We start from the raw sequence: 14,522 nt of genomic DNA on the forward strand, positions 1-14,522 counted from the left end.
GGGCGGTCCGGGGCTACGCCTCGACGGCGCTCGCGGCGCGCACCCGCCAGCTGCCGTCCTCGCGGATGAGGTCGAGGAGGACCTCCTGCTTCCCCGCCGCGGGGCGGACCACGACCGCGCCGTCGCTCGTGGTGAGTCGAAGCTCGCCCTGGTCGAGCGCGGCGCGGACGCGGGCGGTCCCGCCCTGCTCGTCGAGCTGCTCGATCTGCGCGCTCGTCACCACCGGTCCTTCTCCCTCGACCTCGACGTCCTGGTAGGCGTCGCGGAGGGCATCGTCCTGCGCGGCGGCGGGACTGCCCTGGGCGCACACGGTCGTCTCCGTCCGTCCCGTCACGTAGTGGTGGCGGCCGAGCGCGAGCTCCTGCACGAGGGCCCTGGGGTCCTCGATCACGGCCGACGCCGCGGCGGGTGCGTCCGCGGAGGGGGACGACGCCGTCTCGTAGGGCGCACCGTCGGAGGGCGCCGCATCCGTGGGCGTCAGGGTCTCGGGCGGCGTCCCGGTCGCGACCGGTGTCGGTGCCTCGCGGTGCACCAGGGCGGCTCCGACTGCAGCCGCGCCGCCGCCGAGCACGAGCACTGTGGCCGCGGCCGCCAGCACCATGCCGCGACGAGGGAGTCGAGGGACCGACCAGCGCGGGCCCCGATGCCGGGTGGGCCCGCCCCGCCCGCGTGCGGGACGCCGCCCTCGTGCGGATCTCGCGGAGAGCCTCCGAGACGCATGCTCAAGGGCCTCGGCGCCGAGGATCCCCTCGTCGGACGCGAGCGCCTCCGTCGGGTCCGTGCCGCGCGCGAGGCGCGCCCGCCACCCCTCGGACCACGCAGGGGGCGGGGCGGCGAGCGGGACCGACGGAGAGGAGGGAGCCGGCGCAGCAGAGGCGGCCTCCCCCGGCGTCGGCGCCGACGGGAGTCCCGGAAGCGTGTCGAGCCGCCGGCGCAGCGTGCGCCCCTGGTCCTCGAGCACGGAATCGAGCCAGTGCTGATCCTGCATCCGGGCGCCCACCGATCCGTCCGATCGGAGGGATCGGAGATCCGAGATCACCACCGTGCCGTCGGGCCTCGCCCCCAGTCCTGCGCCGGGCGCGAGGCCGACGACCCAGCCGCGCGCGTGCAGAGCGCTCACGAGGGCCTCGAGATCCTCGCGCGCATCGTGCAGCGCATGGCGCTCGAGCGTGGGCGGTGTCGCCTCCTCCGGCTGGGCCCGGCGCCGTCCTCCGCCGAGCCGCAGCGGAGCGTGCGGCTCCAGGAGCAGCCCGGCCGCGTCCTCGCCGAGCAGACGCGGAGCCGCCCGCACCCCGTCCCCACCGAGAGCGGTCAGAAGGCGTGCGACGTCCCGCAGACGCGTCCTCTCCTCGCGCGTCGTGGCGCGCACCCGGCACATGCGCCGCCCCTCCCGCTCGACCAGCAGCACCTCCTGGTCGCCGTGCGAGGAGACGACGGCCAGCACGGACTCTGCCGGCTCCTCGCCTCCGGTCGCGGGCTCCTCATGCGCAGTCATGGGCACAGTGAACACCTGCGTCCGGTCGTCCCCTCCTCGTCATCCACAATCCGCAGGCAGCGGGCCGGGGACGGGCGCCTCGACGCCCGCGCGGAAGGGCCCTGGACGCGTCGGTCCGCCGGGGCCCGCGGCGGTAGGCTGGAGGGCGTGCTCGACGTCATCCGCCTCGGTTTCAGCGAAGACCTCCCCGGAGGGGACCAGCACGAGGAGTTCGGGCTCCCGCCGGGCCCCGTCGAGTACCACGCCGCCTGGGACGTGCAGAGGCAGGTCCACGCCGACGTCGTCGCCGGCCGTCGGCCGAACTCGCTGATCCTGCTCGAGCACCAGAGCGTCTTCACCGCGGGCAAGCTCACCGCCGAGAACGAGCGCCCCCGCGACGGCGCCCCCGTGGTCGACATCGATCGCGGCGGCAAGATCACCTGGCACGGGCCCCAGCAGCTCGTCGGATACCCGATCGTCACGCTCCCCGCGCCGATCGACGTCGTCGGCTTCGTGAGGGCGCTCGAGCAGGCCCTCATCGGCGTGGCGTCGACCTTCTCGCTCGAGACGGAACCGGTCGAGGGCCGCAGCGGCGTCTGGGTGGTGCGCGAGGGCGAGGAGGACCGCAAGCTCGCGGCGATCGGCATGCGCGTCTCCAAGCGCACCACGATGCACGGCTTCGCCCTGAACTGCGCGAACGACCTCACCTGGGCCGAGAACGTCATCCCCTGCGGGATCGACGACGCGGGGGTGACGAGCCTGAGTGCGGAGCTCGGCCGGAGGGTGCCGGTCGCCGAGGTCATCGACGTCGCCGAGGCCGCCATGACCGATCTCGTGGCGGAGCGCACGTCGCCGCGCTCACGCTGACGCGGCCGCGCGGCGCGTGCGCCACTAGACTGAACCGACACCGCGAACGGAGGAGGAACGCGTGACGATCGCTCCCGAGGGACGCCGAATGCTCCGCGTCGAGGCTCGCAATGCCGAGACCCCCATCGAGCGCAAGCCCGAGTGGATCAAGACCCGCGCCGTGATGGGCCCGGAGTACACCGCCATGAAGAAGCGGGTGCACGGCCGCGGCCTGCACACCGTGTGCGAGGAGGCGGGCTGCCCCAACATCTTCGAGTGCTGGGAGGACCGCGAGGCCTCGTTCCTCATCGGAGGTGATCGCTGCACGAGGCGCTGCGACTTCTGCGACATCGCGACCGGCAAGCCCGATCCGCTGGATCCGATGGAGCCCTTCAAGGTCGCCGAGTCCGTCAAGGAGATGGGCCTGCGCTACTCGACGATCACGGGAGTGGCCCGCGATGACCTGCCCGACGGCGCCGCCGGGCTGTTCGCCGAGACCTGCAAGCAGGTGCACGCGCTGAACCCCGGCTGCGGGGTCGAGCTCCTCATCGACGACATCAAGGGCTCGGACACGGCGCTGCAGCAGGTCTTCGACGCGCGCCCCGAGGTCTTCGCGCACAACCTCGAGACCGTGCCGCGGATCTTCAAGCAGATCCGCCCCGCCTTCCGCTACGAGCGCAGCCTCTCGGTGCTCTCGATGGCGAAGTCGGCCGGCATGATCACGAAGTCGAACCTGATCCTCGGCATGGGCGAGACGCCCGACGAGGTCATCGACTCCCTGCAGAGCCTGCACGACGCCGGCTGCGACATCATCACGATCACGCAGTACCTGCGTCCCTCGAAGCTGCACCACCCCATCGATCGCTGGCTCAAGCCCCAGGAGTTCGTCGAGCTGTCCGAGATCGCCGAGGACATGGGTTTCCTCGGCGTCATGGCGGGACCGATGGTCCGCTCCTCGTACCGCTCGGGCCGACTGTGGGCGCAGGCGATGAAGAAGCTCGGCCGCGAGATCCCCGAGAACCTCCGGCACCTCGACCAGGACACCCCCGCCCGGCAGGAGGCGGCGAGCGTGGTCGCTCGCATGTCCGCCGCGCAGGCGGGCTGACACCTCATTTAGGAAGAACCATGGCACGCACCAAGGACACGGACGCCACCGCGGCGAAGCCCAAGAAGCAGGGCCGCATCAAGCAGATGGTGGAGGTCTTCAAGGTCACCCAGGAGGCCGACCGCTCGACCCTGCCCTGGATGATCGGCGCGCTGGTCGTCTCGATCCTCGTGCTGACGATCCTCAGCAAGCTCATTCTGGGCATGATCTGGTACGGCATCTTCCTGGGCATCGCCGTGGGCCTGCTCGCCGCGATGTTCATCCTCGCGCGCAAGGCGGAGTCCGCCGCGTTCAACAGGATCAAGGGCCAGTCCGGCGCCCCGCTCGCGGCCATGCAGTCCATCCGCCGCGGCTGGAACGTCGAGGAGGAGCCGGTGCAGATGGATCCGCGCTCGCAGAAGATGATCTTCCGCGCCTCGGGCCGCGCGGGCGTCGCGATCGTGGCCGAGGACGGCACCGGCCCCTCGATGAAGATGCTCGACAAGGAGACGCGACGGGTCAAGCGCGTGCTGAACAACGAGCCGATCCCGATCCATCGGATCGTCGTGGGCGACGGCGAGGACCAGACCCCGCTGCACAAGCTCCCCTCCTACATGACGCGCATGAAGAAGACGCTCACCAAGGACGAGTCGGCAGCCGTGGGCAAGCGCCTCGCGGCGCTCACGCCCTCGCTGCGCACCGCGGTCCCCAAGGGCATCGATCCCACGCGCACCCGCGGCGTGAGCAAGAAGGCCATGATGCGCGGAGGCCGCTGAGCCGGTTTCTCGAGGGATCCCCCGGTCCTCCCCCGCGCGCGATGCACCCGGCGCCCCCGCCGTCCTGCCGACCCGATCGGCCCGGACGGCGGGGGCGCTCGCATGTGCGCCCGGGGCCGCTGCCGCCGATTCCGTCCCCGGCTCCCGCCGCGCGCCGACCGCATGCCGCCAGGGACCGAGAGCAAAGCCGTGACCATTCCGTAATATTCGTTATCCAAACGTGACCTCAATGGAGCCGCAGGTCAAAGGGCCCTCATGGGGGCCGAGGAAAGGCTCGGATCCGGGCTGCTCGGGAGGACGAGGTGAGCCCGTCACGGATGGGGACGAGTCCGGGGCGCGGGCGGCGGGGCGCGCCCGGATCGTGCGACCGAGGGCTTCCCCCGCGGGCCTTCTCAGATACGGACGACGGCCTCAGATGCGGACCACGGCGGTCGCCGCGGCGACGTCGTGGAGGGGCTGGCGGTCGCGGTTCCAGATGATCCCCGGGACGACGAGCAGCAGGAGAGCGGTGCGCAGCACGGCGCGCACCAGGATGGGCATCCGCCCGGAGACGGGGGCGACGCGCAGGCGCATCGCGAACTGGCCGATCGTGAGCCCGAAAAGGCTGATGAGCACGATGTTCTCCGCGGCGAAGAGCGCCAGCGTCGCCATCGGATCGCCCTTCGCGGCGAGCTGCGAGACGAGCAGGCACAGCCCCCAGTCGATGAGCAGGGAGAGCACGCGGCGCCCGAACGGGGCCACGGATCCGGACCCCTCGGCGGGCAGGCCGAGACGCGATCCGGGCACGTACTCCTCGTCCACGGGCGGGCCCTCGAGCCAGGCGCCCAGATCCTTGCGGTCGATCACCGCTCCAGGGTACTGAAGGCGCGCCCGCGCGGTCCGCTCGCGGTGGCCCCGGGCGCCGTGAGAGCCGCCACCAGACCGCATCCGAGGACTCCTCCCGAGCCCGCGTCGGCGTCCGGCGGGGACGCCCGGAGGGCTCCGGCGGGGACGCGGGAGGGCGCCGCCCGGCGGCGTCGGTCGTCGGAGGCGTCCATCCGGGCGTCCTAGACTTCCGGGAGCAGGGTCGCGGCGCGCCGCGATCCCCGAGCGGCGGACGGACCCGGGTCCCTGCCGCCGAGTGACCGCCCCCAGGGGTTCAGCAGCGCATGCGGGAGCATGCGGATGGAGGAGACGTGTTCAGCAATCCCAGTGAGGCCATCAAGTTCATCGAGGAGGAGGGCGTCGAGTTCGTCGACATCCGCTTCTGCGACCTCCCCGGTGTGATGCAGCACTTCAATGTGCCGGCGAGCACCTTCGACGAGGACGCCATCGCGACCGGTCAGCTCTTCGACGGCTCGTCGATCCGCGGCTTCCAGGCGATCCACGAGTCGGACATGAAGCTCGTCCCGGACCTCGACACCGCGTACGTGGATCCCTTCCGCGAGCGCAAGACGCTCGTCATCAACTTCTCGATCGTCGATCCGTTCACCGACGAGCCGTACTCGCGCGACCCGCGCACCGTCGCCACCAAGGCCGAGGAGTACATGCGCTCGACGGGCATCGCCGACACCGCGTTCTTCGCGGCCGAGGCGGAGTTCTACATCTTCGACGACATCCGCTTCAAGACGGACATGCAGGGCGCGAGCTACCGCATCGACTCGGACGAGGCGATCTGGAACTCCGACCGCGACGAGTCGGACTTCGGCGGCAACCAGGGCTACAAGACCCGCGTCAAGGGCGGGTACTTCCCGGTCTCCCCCAACGACCAGATGGCGGACCTGCGCGACGAGATGGTCGTGCGCCTGCACGAGGTCGGCCTGAACGTCGAGCGCGCGCACCACGAGGTGGGCACCGCCGGCCAGCAGGAGGTCAACTACACCTTCGACACGCTGCGCAAGGCCGCCGACGATGTCATGAAGTTCAAGTACGTCATCAAGAACTCGGCCTGGGAGAACGGCAAGACCGCCACCTTCATGCCCAAGCCCCTGTTCGGCGACAACGGATCGGGCATGCACACCCACCAGTCGCTCTGGAAGGACGGCGAGCCGCTGTTCTACGACGAGCGCGGCTACGGCGGCCTCTCGGACCTCGCCCGCTGGTACATCGGCGGCCTCATCGAGCACGCCCCCTCGCTCGTGGCCTTCACCAACCCCACGGTGAACTCCTTCAAGCGCCTGGTGCCCGGCTTCGAGGCGCCCGTGAACATGGTCTACTCGGCGCGCAACCGCTCCGCGGCGATCCGCATCCCGGTGACCGGCACGTCCCCGAAGGCCAAGCGCCTGGAGTTCCGCGCTCCCGACCCGTCGGCGAACCCGTACCTGTCCTTCGCCGCGCAGCTGATGGCGGGCCTGGACGGCATCCGCAACCGCATCGAGCCGCCGGAGCCGATCGACAAGGACCTCTACGAGCTGCCCCCGGAGGAGCACGCGCAGATCAAGCAGCTGCCCGAGTCCCTCGGCGCCGCCCTGGACGCGCTCGAGGCGGATCACGAGTACCTCACCGAGGGCGACGTGTTCCCCCAGGACCTCATCGAGACCTGGATCTCCTACAAGCGCGAGAACGAGATCGACCCGTTCCGCTTCCGCCCCCACCCCTTCGAGTTCGAGCTCTACTACGACATCTGAGCCGACTCCCCGGTGATCTGACGAAGATCCGACGAACCGGCCCTCGACCTGCGGTGACGCGTGTCGGGGGCCGGTTCGTCACGTCCGGGCGCGATGAGCCGCGTCCGAGCGCGATGAGCAGGGCGCGATGAGCGGGGCTCGCACTGGATACGATCGCTCCATGCCCGCGCGTGCCCTGCCCTCACGCACCCCGTACGCGCTCGCCCTGCGCTGGCTCGTGCACGTGCTCCTCTACCTGCTCGTGGTGGTCGTCGCCCTGCGCACCCTGGGCGATCTGCCCTCCGCGAGCGCCCTGGCCCTTCTGGCGCTCCTGGTCCTGCTCGTGAGCGTGTACTCGATCGGGGCGCGCCGTGCCGCCGGGCGCGGCGCCGACCATCGCGGGTCGTGGCGCGCGCTCGGCCATCTGCTGCCCGCGGTCCTCGCCTGGGCCGCGTGCCTCGCACTCACCCCGGACGCGACGTGGATCGCCTTCGGTCTCGACTTCGCCGTGCTCTACGCGCTGCCGCTCGCCGGCGGCATCGTTGGCCTCGTCGTGGTCACGGCGATCGCTGTCGGCGGCTTCGCGGCCTGGCAGGGCGCTCTGCCCGTCGCCGGCGTCGTGGGGCCGGTGATCGGTGCGCTCGTGGCGCTCGCGGTGGTGCTCGCGGTGCGCGCTCTCCAGGAGGAGATCGACGAGCGGACCCGCCTCGCGCGCGACCTGCTCGCCGCGCAGGAGGACCTCGCGCGCACCCAGCGCGACGCGGCCCGCGCCGAGGAGCGCACCCGCATCGCCCGCGAGCTGCACGACACCGTCGCGCAGTCGGCCCTGTCCATCCAGATGCTGCTGGACGCCTCGCGCACCTCGCTCGAGGCCGGGGACTCCCCCACAGCCCTCGGGCACCTGGGCGAGGCCCGGAGGACGGCCGCGCTCACGAGCCGGCAGACCCGCTCCTTCGTCGACCAGGACGCGACCGACGAGCGCGAGGGCATGGGACTCGAGGAGCGCCTGAGCGCTGTGATCGCGGAGATGGCGCCGGCGGCGGAGGTCTCCCCCGATGTGTCCCTCCGCTGCGAGCTCGACCCCGGCACGTCGGCCCTCGTGCCGGCGCGGACCGCGAGCGGACTCGAGCGGATCCTGCGCTCGCTGCTGGGCAACGTCCTCCAGCACGCCGACGCCGCGCGGGCCGTCGCGACGCTCTCGGCGCAGGACGGGGACCTGGTCCTCGACGTGGTCGACGACGGCGTGGGGATGGCACCGGAGAGCCCCGAGGGCGCCGCCGAGGGCTTCGGGCTGCGCACGGTGAGGGCGCGCGCCCGGGCGCTCGGAGGCGGCATGGCGATCGAGAGCTCCCCGGGTCGAGGAACGGCGGTGCAGATCCGTGTGCCGATCGGCGCGCCGCCGCCCGCCGGGGACGAGAACGGGACTATGAGCGAGGAGGGAGAGCGGCGATGATCCGGATCCTGGTCGCCGATGACCATGCGATCGTCCGGCGCGGCCTCGTCTGGGTGCTCGACGCCCAGGAGGACCTGCAGGTGGTCGCCGAGGCCGACTCCCCCGAGGCCGCCCGCGACCGTGCCCGGCGCGGAGACGTCGACGTGGTGCTCCTGGACCTCCAGTTCACGACGAGCAGCCTGCGGGGCAGCGCCGTGATCCCCGACCTGCGCGCAGCGGAGGACCCTCCGGCCGTCGTCGTGCTCACCACCTACGACAACGACCAGGACGTGCTCGAGGCGATGGAGGCGGGCGCCTCGGGCTACCTGCTCAAGGACTCCGCTCCCGAGGAGCTGGTGGCCGCCGTGCGGCGCGCCGCGCTCGGATCCCAGGTCGTCGACGCCCGGGTGCGCTCGCGCCTGGACCCCACGGGTCCCGAGGCGCTCAGCGAGAGGGAGCGGGAGGTGCTGCTGATGGTGGCCGCCGGTCGCACGAACGCGCAGATCGCCGCCGAGCTCTTCCTGTCCCAGGCCACGGTCAAGACGCACCTCGTGCACGTCTTCGACAAGCTCGGCGCCGGCAGCCGCACCGACGCGGTCGCCCGGGCGCGGGCGCGCGGGATCCTCAGGCCCGACGCCTGAGCCCTGTGCAGGAGTGCAGGGCCCCGTCGGCCGGAGACCGGGCGGATCAGCCGAGCGCGTCGATCCCGCCGAGCCCACCCTTGGACTTCAGCAGCGAGACCAGCAGCTGCTGGGGCTGGCTACAGGTCTCGAGCACGCAGTCGTCGGCCTCGAAGGCCCAGATGCGGCGCAGCGCGGTGAAGGCCTCGAACTCCTCGGGACCCGTCTTCAGCGGGACCACGGAGTATCCGCCGGCCTCGGGGAGATGGATGATGAAGGCCCCCGTGAGCTCGGGCATCTCGCGCACGGTGCCGTCCTCGTCGAGCAGCGCCTCGGCGTTGACCACCGCGACGCCCTGCAGCGCGTAGTCGCCGCGCACCTTCTTCGAGGTCTTGATGTCACCGCTCAGCAGCGCGCCGCCGATCCGGACGATGCAGTCCGTGGTGCCCGCGTAGCCCACGGTGTGGTTCACGACGGTCTGCTCGACCTCGACGAACTCGGGCTGGAACTCCTCGAGGAACCTCCCGTAGCCGTCCAGGCGCACCGCGGCGCGCGCCAGGAGGTCCTCGGCGCTCGGCTCCCGCGCGAAAGCGCCGTCCTCGCGACGCATGTCCTCGGCGATCGCGGAGACCTGGTCGGGCGTCGGCCGCTCACCGCTGCGGCCCCAGTCCTCGCAGGCGGCATGCACGAGGGTTCCGAACTCGGAGGCGATCCGGGTGTGCTCCTCGGCCGCCGCGGCGATGCGCTTCTGCGTCCCCCAGCGATCGCGCGAGACGCGGGTGATCTCCGAGGCGGCGCGATCGGGATTGCGGTCCAGCCACGCGTACATGTCCAGCGCGCGCTTGGAGGCCATGGTCGCGTACCAGCCCTGCAGGTGGTCCTTCGCGCGCATCCCGGCGACCGTGGTGATCGAGGGATAGACCGGCTTGCCGTCCGGCTCGATGCGGTACATGCGCCCGCGCGCGGTCTGCTCGCTCAGCTTGGGTGTGGTCATGGCTCCTCGGAGGGACGACGGACGGGACGGCCCTGCTCAGGGTACGGCGATCGGTCGCCCCCGGGCGGGACGCTGTGGACGAGCGGGCGACGGATGTGTGCTCGCTCTCCCGTCGGCGTCCTCATCCATCGGGGTTCCGTCCGTCCACGTCCTCATCCGCCCACACCCCGCCGGTCGCTCGCGATGCCCGACGGACCGGGCCCGATCAGTCGCCGTCGCCGAAGATGATCTCCTCGGCGACGGTGCGCGCGTGGCGGGTGGCGCGCAGATAGTTCTCCTCGAGCTCGGAGGCGCTGCCCTCGTCGCCGTCCACGAGCACCGCGACCGCGTAGAGGTCGATGCGGTCCGCGGGGAGCACGTCGCCCTCGCGGCCGCGCCACAGGAAGATCGCGCGGCGCATCTGCCAGGCGAGGGTCCAGGCCCCCGTGAGGTCCTCCTGCTGCCGCGGCGTGAGCAGCTCCGCGCGCCGGGCCTCCTCGAGGATCCGCAGGGTCGTGGGGCTGCGCAGCTCGGGGACCTCGTGACCGTGCTCGAGCACGAGCAGCTGGGCCACCCACTCGACGTCGGTCATGCTGCCGCGGCCGAGCTTCAGATGGCGGGCGGGATCCGTGCCGCGGGGCAGGCGCTCGGACTCCACGCGCGCCTTCATGGTCGCGATCTCCCGTCGGGCCGACGCCCCGAGGCCGCCGCGGGGATAGCGGTGAAGATCCATGGCGGCCTCGATCTGCTCCTGCAGATCCCGCGAGGCGACCACGACGCGTGCGCGCACAAGGGCCTGCTTCTCCCAGGTCAGGGCGTCGCGCCGGTAGTAGTCGCGCCAGGCGTCGAGGCTGCGGGCGAGCAGCCCGTTGCGCCCCTCGGGCCGCAGATCGGCGTTGACCTTCATGTCCGCACCGGCCGAGGGCGCGTTGAGGATCCGCTGCACCTGGGTCGCGATCGCGACGGCGATCGTGCCGGCCTGCTCCCCCGCGCCGCGGTCGGCGAAGACGAACTGGACGTCGGCGTCGGAGGCGTAGCCCATCTCGCGAGCCCCGAAGCTGCCCATGGCCACGAGGGCCATCTCCACGCCGAGCGCCCGCGAGGGGTCCGAGCGCCTCTCGCGCAGGTCGCGGGCGCTGAGCTCGAGGTCGTCGCGCACGGGGGCGACATCCTCGCCGATGGCCCCGCGCTCGCGCGCGACCGCGTGGTAGGCGACCAGGAGGCCCGCCTCGAGGACGGCCTCGGCGAGGTCGGTGAGGCCGCGGGCGGCGGCGCGCGCGTCGAGCAGGCCCAGCAGGTGGGCCATGGAGATCCGCAGCAGCTCGCGCAGGCGGGCGCGTCGCAGCAGGTCCTGTGCGGATTCGATGGAGTCGACGCGGCGGATGACGGCGAGGAACTCCTCGTGCAGCTTCTCGCGGCTCAGCGGCCGCAGGGTGTCGTCACGGCCCAGCCAGCGCACGGCCTCGGGGACCTTCTCGAGCTGCTCGCCGACGAAGCGGGAGCTCGAGAGCACGCGGGTCAGGCGCCGGGCGGCGACGCCGCTGTCGCGCAGCAGGGCGAGGTACCAGTGCGCGGAGCCGATGGTGTCGGACAGACGGCGGAAGGCGAGCAGGCCCAGGTCGGGGTCGATCCCGTCGGCGAACCATTCGAGCAGCGCCGGCAGCAGCTGGCGCTGGATCGCGGCGCGCCGGGAGATGCCCTCGGTGAGCGCCCGGATGTGGTCGACGGCGCGGCGCGGGTCCCGATAGCCGATCGCCGCGAGCCGGGCCCGCGCGGACTCGGCCGAGAGCCGCACCTCGTCGTCGCTGAGCTGCGAGGAGGTCAGCAGCAGCGGCCGGTAGAAGATCTCCTCGTGCAGCTGCCGCACGCGTCGCCGGGTGCGCTCGTAGACGCCCTGGAAGTCCTGCGGCGCGATGCGGACGCTGCGCGCGAGGCGGCGCAGGTCGGCCTCCGCCGTGGGCAGCACCTGGGTGCGGCGCATGCGATGCAGCTGCAGACGGTGCTCGACGGTGCGCAGGAAGCGGTAGGCGCCGTCGAGCTCGACGACGTGGCGACGCGAGATGTAGCCGCCGGTGCCCAGGCGCTCGAGGGCCGGCAAGGTGCCGCGCACGTGCAGGGACTCGTCCGTGCGGCCGTGGACCATCTGCAGCAGCTGCACGGTGAACTCGACGTCGCGCAGGCCACCGGGGCCGAGCTTGATGTTGCGGTCGGCTTCCGCGTGCGGGATGTGGGCGATGACCCGTCGGCGCATGGCGCGGGTGTCCTCGACGAAGCCGTCGCGGGTGGAGGCCTGCCAGATCCAGGGCTCGACCATCTCCTCGAAGGCGTGGCCGAGCTCCGCGTCGCCGGCGACGAAGCGGGCCTTCAGCAGTGCCTGGAACTCCCAGGACTCCGCCCAGCGCCGGTAGTAGCGGCGGTAGGAGTCCAGCGAGCGCACGAGCTCGCCGTCCTTCCCCTCGGGTCGCAGGTTCGCGTCGACCTGCCAGAGGGATCCCTCGCCGGTGCGGTCCGCGCACACCCGGGCGAGCTCGCGGCAGAGGGCGGAGCCGACGGCCGTCATGGTGCGCTCTTCGACGTCCTCGGCGGCGGGCGCGGCGACGTAGACGACGTCCACGTCGGAGATGAAGTTGAGCTCGCGCGCCCCGGTCTTGCCCATCGCGAGCACCGCGAGGCGCACCGTCTCCTGGTCGTCGACGGCGGTGCGGGCGATCGCGAGCGCGGCCTCGAGGGACGCCCCGGCGAGATCCGCGAGGGAGGCGGAGACGTAGGGCTGGATGGCGACGGGATCGGGCGCCGTCACGTCGGCCGCGGCGATCTGCAGGAGCCGCTCGTGGTACGCGATGCGCAGGGCGTCGCATCCCTCGCGGCCGCTGAGCGAGGCGAGCGGGATCTCGGCGCCGGCGACCGCGCCGACCGCGCCGAGCATGCGCGCACGCACGTCCGCCGCGTCGAGCGTCAGGGTGTCCTCATCGCTGTGGAGGGCGACGGCCCGATCGGGGTGGCGGGTGAGGAAGTCGCCGAGGGCGACCGAGGTGCCCAGCACACGGATCAGCCGCTCCCCCGGCCCGCCGGACTCCCCGACGCTGCCGAGCAGCTCGCCGAGCTCGCGCTCGCGGCCCGCCTCGAGGGAGGCCTCTGCGAAGCGGAGCAGGCCGAGGACCGCCTCATCGGGATCGGGGACGCGCCCGATCGCCTCCGCCGCCCGGGGGCCGAGGCCCGCGAGGGCGGGCTCGGCGAGGAAGCGCTGGACGCGGTCGGTGCGGGTGAAGCCGAGGCGCGCGAGGGCGCCCGTCGTGCTCGGCGGCTCGGCCGACGAGGACGCGGCCGACGAGGACGCAGCAGAGGAGGACCGTGGCTGCGGGGTCATCCTGCGAAGAAGGAGGTCTCGAGCTCCCGCGAGGTGACCTGCTCGCGGTAGCGCCGCCACTCGTCGTGCTTGTTGCGCAGGAAGAACTCGAAGACCTGCTCACCGAGGGTCTCGGCCATCAGCTCGCTGCTCTCGAACACCTCGAGCGCACGGTAGAGGTCGGTGGGCAGCGGCTCGATGCCCATCGTGCGGCGCTCGCGGTCGGTGAGCTCCCAGACGGTGTCCTCCGCGCCCTCGGGCAGCTCGTACTCCTCCTCGACGCCCTTCAGCCCGGCCGCGAAGAGCACCGCGAAGGCCAAATAGGGATTGCACGAGGAGTCGGTGCCGCGGAACTCGACGCGCGAGCTGGTGCCCTTGGTGGGCTTGTGGAACGGCACGCGGACCAGCGCCGAACGGTTGTTGTGCCCCCAGGTGATGAAGCTCGGCGCCTCCTGCGCACCCCAGAGGCGCTTGTAGGAGTTCACGAACTGGTTGGTGACGGCGCAGTACTCGGAGGCGTGGCGCAGCAGGCCGGCGATGAACTGGCGGCCGGTGCGCGAGAGGCCGTACTCGGCGCCGGGCTCGTGGAAGGCGTTGCGGCCGCCCTGGAACATCGACAGATGCGTGTGCATGCCCGAGCCGGGGTGCTCGATCATCGGCTTCGGCATGAAGGTCGCGACCTGGTCCATGCCCAGGGCGACCTCCTTGACCACGGTGCGGAAGCTGAGGATGTTGTCCGCCGTGGTGAGCGCGTCCGCGTAGCGCAGGTCGATCTCGTTCTGCCCGGGCCCGTTCTCGTGGTGGGAGAACTCGACCTGGATGTTCATCTGCTCGAGGTACTTGATGACCGTGCGGCGGAAGTCCTGGCCCTGCCCCTTGTGGACGTGGTCGAAGTAGCCGGCGTTGTCGACGGGCTGCAGCGGGCGCCCCGGCGCCCACGGCTCCTTGAACAGGTAGAACTCGATCTCGGGGTGCGCGTAGAGGTCGAGGCCCTGGGCGGCCGCCCGGTCGGCGACCTGCCGCAGCACGCGCCGCGGGTCCGACGCCGCGGGCTCGCCGTCGGGCGTGAGGACGTCGCACATCATCCTGCCCGTGCCCTCGACCTCGCCGCGCCACGGCAGCATCTGGAAGGTCGCGGGGTCCGGTCGCAGCAGCATGTCGGACTCGTACGCCCGGGTGAAGCCCTCGATCGTGGAGCCGTCGATGCCGATGCCCTCGTCGAAGGCGGTCTCGAGGTCCTCCGGAGAGATCGCGATGGACTTCAGCGTCCCCACCACGTCGCAGAACCAGAGGCGGATGAACCGCACGTCCTTCTCGGCGACCGTGCGCAGGACAGCATCGTGGTGGCGTTCCATGGCACCAGTGTGCCGCATGGCGATGACCCCA

Annotated in this window: 11 protein-coding genes; 6 read left to right on the forward strand and 5 right to left on the reverse strand. The window is 72.1% G+C overall.

Annotated elements, in window-relative coordinates:
• Positions 1 to 13: 13 nt before the first annotated feature.
• Positions 14 to 1,495 (reverse strand): hypothetical protein, encoded by a 1,482-nt coding sequence (locus tag I8D64_RS01510; protein WP_200500741.1) that lies wholly within the window; start codon positions 1,493 to 1,495, stop codon positions 14 to 16.
• A 147-nt stretch (positions 1,496 to 1,642) separates the two neighbouring features.
• Between I8D64_RS01510 and lipB the strand changes: the two genes are divergently transcribed.
• The 3 genes from lipB (at position 1,643) to I8D64_RS01525 (ending at position 4,180) form a co-directional block, all read left to right on the forward strand.
• Positions 1,643 to 2,341, forward strand: a complete 699-nt coding sequence (gene lipB / locus I8D64_RS01515) for a lipoyl(octanoyl) transferase LipB (RefSeq protein ID WP_343068386.1) — start codon at positions 1,643 to 1,645, stop codon at positions 2,339 to 2,341.
• A gap of 61 nt (positions 2,342 to 2,402) precedes the next feature.
• Positions 2,403 to 3,425, forward strand: coding sequence for a lipoyl synthase (lipA, locus tag I8D64_RS01520; protein ID WP_200500743.1), 1,023 nt, complete (start codon positions 2,403 to 2,405; stop codon positions 3,423 to 3,425).
• 20 nt (positions 3,426 to 3,445) lie between these two features.
• Positions 3,446 to 4,180, forward strand: a complete 735-nt coding sequence (locus I8D64_RS01525) for a DUF4191 domain-containing protein (RefSeq protein WP_200500744.1) — start codon at positions 3,446 to 3,448, stop codon at positions 4,178 to 4,180.
• A gap of 411 nt (positions 4,181 to 4,591) precedes the next feature.
• Here I8D64_RS01525 and I8D64_RS01530 read toward each other — a convergent pair whose 3' ends face one another.
• Positions 4,592 to 5,026, reverse strand: a complete 435-nt coding sequence (locus tag I8D64_RS01530) for an RDD family protein (protein WP_200500745.1) — start codon at positions 5,024 to 5,026, stop codon at positions 4,592 to 4,594.
• Positions 5,027 to 5,355: 329 nt separating this feature from the next.
• On the opposite strand from I8D64_RS01530, the gene glnA reads away from it, so the two are divergent.
• The 3 genes from glnA (at position 5,356) to I8D64_RS01545 (ending at position 8,838) form a co-directional block, all read left to right on the forward strand.
• Positions 5,356 to 6,786 (forward strand): type I glutamate--ammonia ligase, encoded by a 1,431-nt coding sequence (gene glnA / locus I8D64_RS01535; protein WP_200500746.1) that lies wholly within the window; start codon positions 5,356 to 5,358, stop codon positions 6,784 to 6,786.
• 160 nt (positions 6,787 to 6,946) lie between these two features.
• Positions 6,947 to 8,218 (forward strand): sensor histidine kinase, encoded by a 1,272-nt coding sequence (locus I8D64_RS01540; RefSeq protein ID WP_200500747.1) that lies wholly within the window; start codon positions 6,947 to 6,949, stop codon positions 8,216 to 8,218.
• Positions 8,215 to 8,838 (forward strand): response regulator, encoded by a 624-nt coding sequence (locus I8D64_RS01545; protein WP_200500748.1) that lies wholly within the window; start codon positions 8,215 to 8,217, stop codon positions 8,836 to 8,838. Before I8D64_RS01540 ends, I8D64_RS01545 begins: the two co-directional genes overlap by 4 nt.
• Before the next feature lie 46 nt (positions 8,839 to 8,884).
• On the opposite strand, the gene I8D64_RS01550 is transcribed toward I8D64_RS01545, so the two are convergent.
• The 3 genes from I8D64_RS01550 to I8D64_RS01560 all read right to left on the reverse strand — a co-directional run bounded on the left by I8D64_RS01550 (position 8,885) and on the right by I8D64_RS01560 (position 14,491).
• Complete coding sequence (locus I8D64_RS01550) at positions 8,885 to 9,811, reverse strand: PD-(D/E)XK nuclease family protein (protein WP_200500749.1); 927 nt, start codon at positions 9,809 to 9,811, stop codon at positions 8,885 to 8,887.
• Positions 9,812 to 10,016: 205 nt separating this feature from the next.
• A complete protein-coding gene (locus tag I8D64_RS01555; RefSeq protein ID WP_200500750.1) occupies positions 10,017 to 13,157 on the reverse strand; it encodes a bifunctional [glutamine synthetase] adenylyltransferase/[glutamine synthetase]-adenylyl-L-tyrosine phosphorylase in 3,141 nt (1,046 codons plus the stop codon).
• Positions 13,154 to 14,491, reverse strand: a complete 1,338-nt coding sequence (locus I8D64_RS01560) for a glutamine synthetase family protein (protein ID WP_200500751.1) — start codon at positions 14,489 to 14,491, stop codon at positions 13,154 to 13,156. Before I8D64_RS01560 ends, I8D64_RS01555 begins: the two co-directional genes overlap by 4 nt.
• Positions 14,492 to 14,522 lie beyond the last annotated feature (31 nt).

Origin of the sequence: Brachybacterium halotolerans (genome assembly GCF_016623465.1) — a bacterium.
GTDB lineage: Bacteria > Actinomycetota > Actinomycetes > Actinomycetales > Dermabacteraceae > Brachybacterium > Brachybacterium halotolerans.

Coding starts and splice junctions, on each gene's coding strand:
- I8D64_RS01525 (WP_200500744.1), top strand. CDS start 3,446: ATGGCACGCACCAAGGACACGGACGCCACCGCGGCGAAGCCCAAGAAG.
- I8D64_RS01550 (WP_200500749.1), bottom strand. CDS start 9,811: ATGACCACACCCAAGCTGAGCGAGCAGACCGCGCGCGGGCGCATGTAC.
- I8D64_RS01540 (WP_200500747.1), top strand. CDS start 6,947: ATGCCCGCGCGTGCCCTGCCCTCACGCACCCCGTACGCGCTCGCCCTG.
- I8D64_RS01510 (WP_200500741.1), bottom strand. CDS start 1,495: ATGACTGCGCATGAGGAGCCCGCGACCGGAGGCGAGGAGCCGGCAGAG.
- I8D64_RS01545 (WP_200500748.1), top strand. CDS start 8,215: ATGATCCGGATCCTGGTCGCCGATGACCATGCGATCGTCCGGCGCGGC.
- I8D64_RS01560 (WP_200500751.1), bottom strand. CDS start 14,491: ATGGAACGCCACCACGATGCTGTCCTGCGCACGGTCGCCGAGAAGGAC.
- I8D64_RS01555 (WP_200500750.1), bottom strand. CDS start 13,157: ATGACCCCGCAGCCACGGTCCTCCTCTGCTGCGTCCTCGTCGGCCGCG.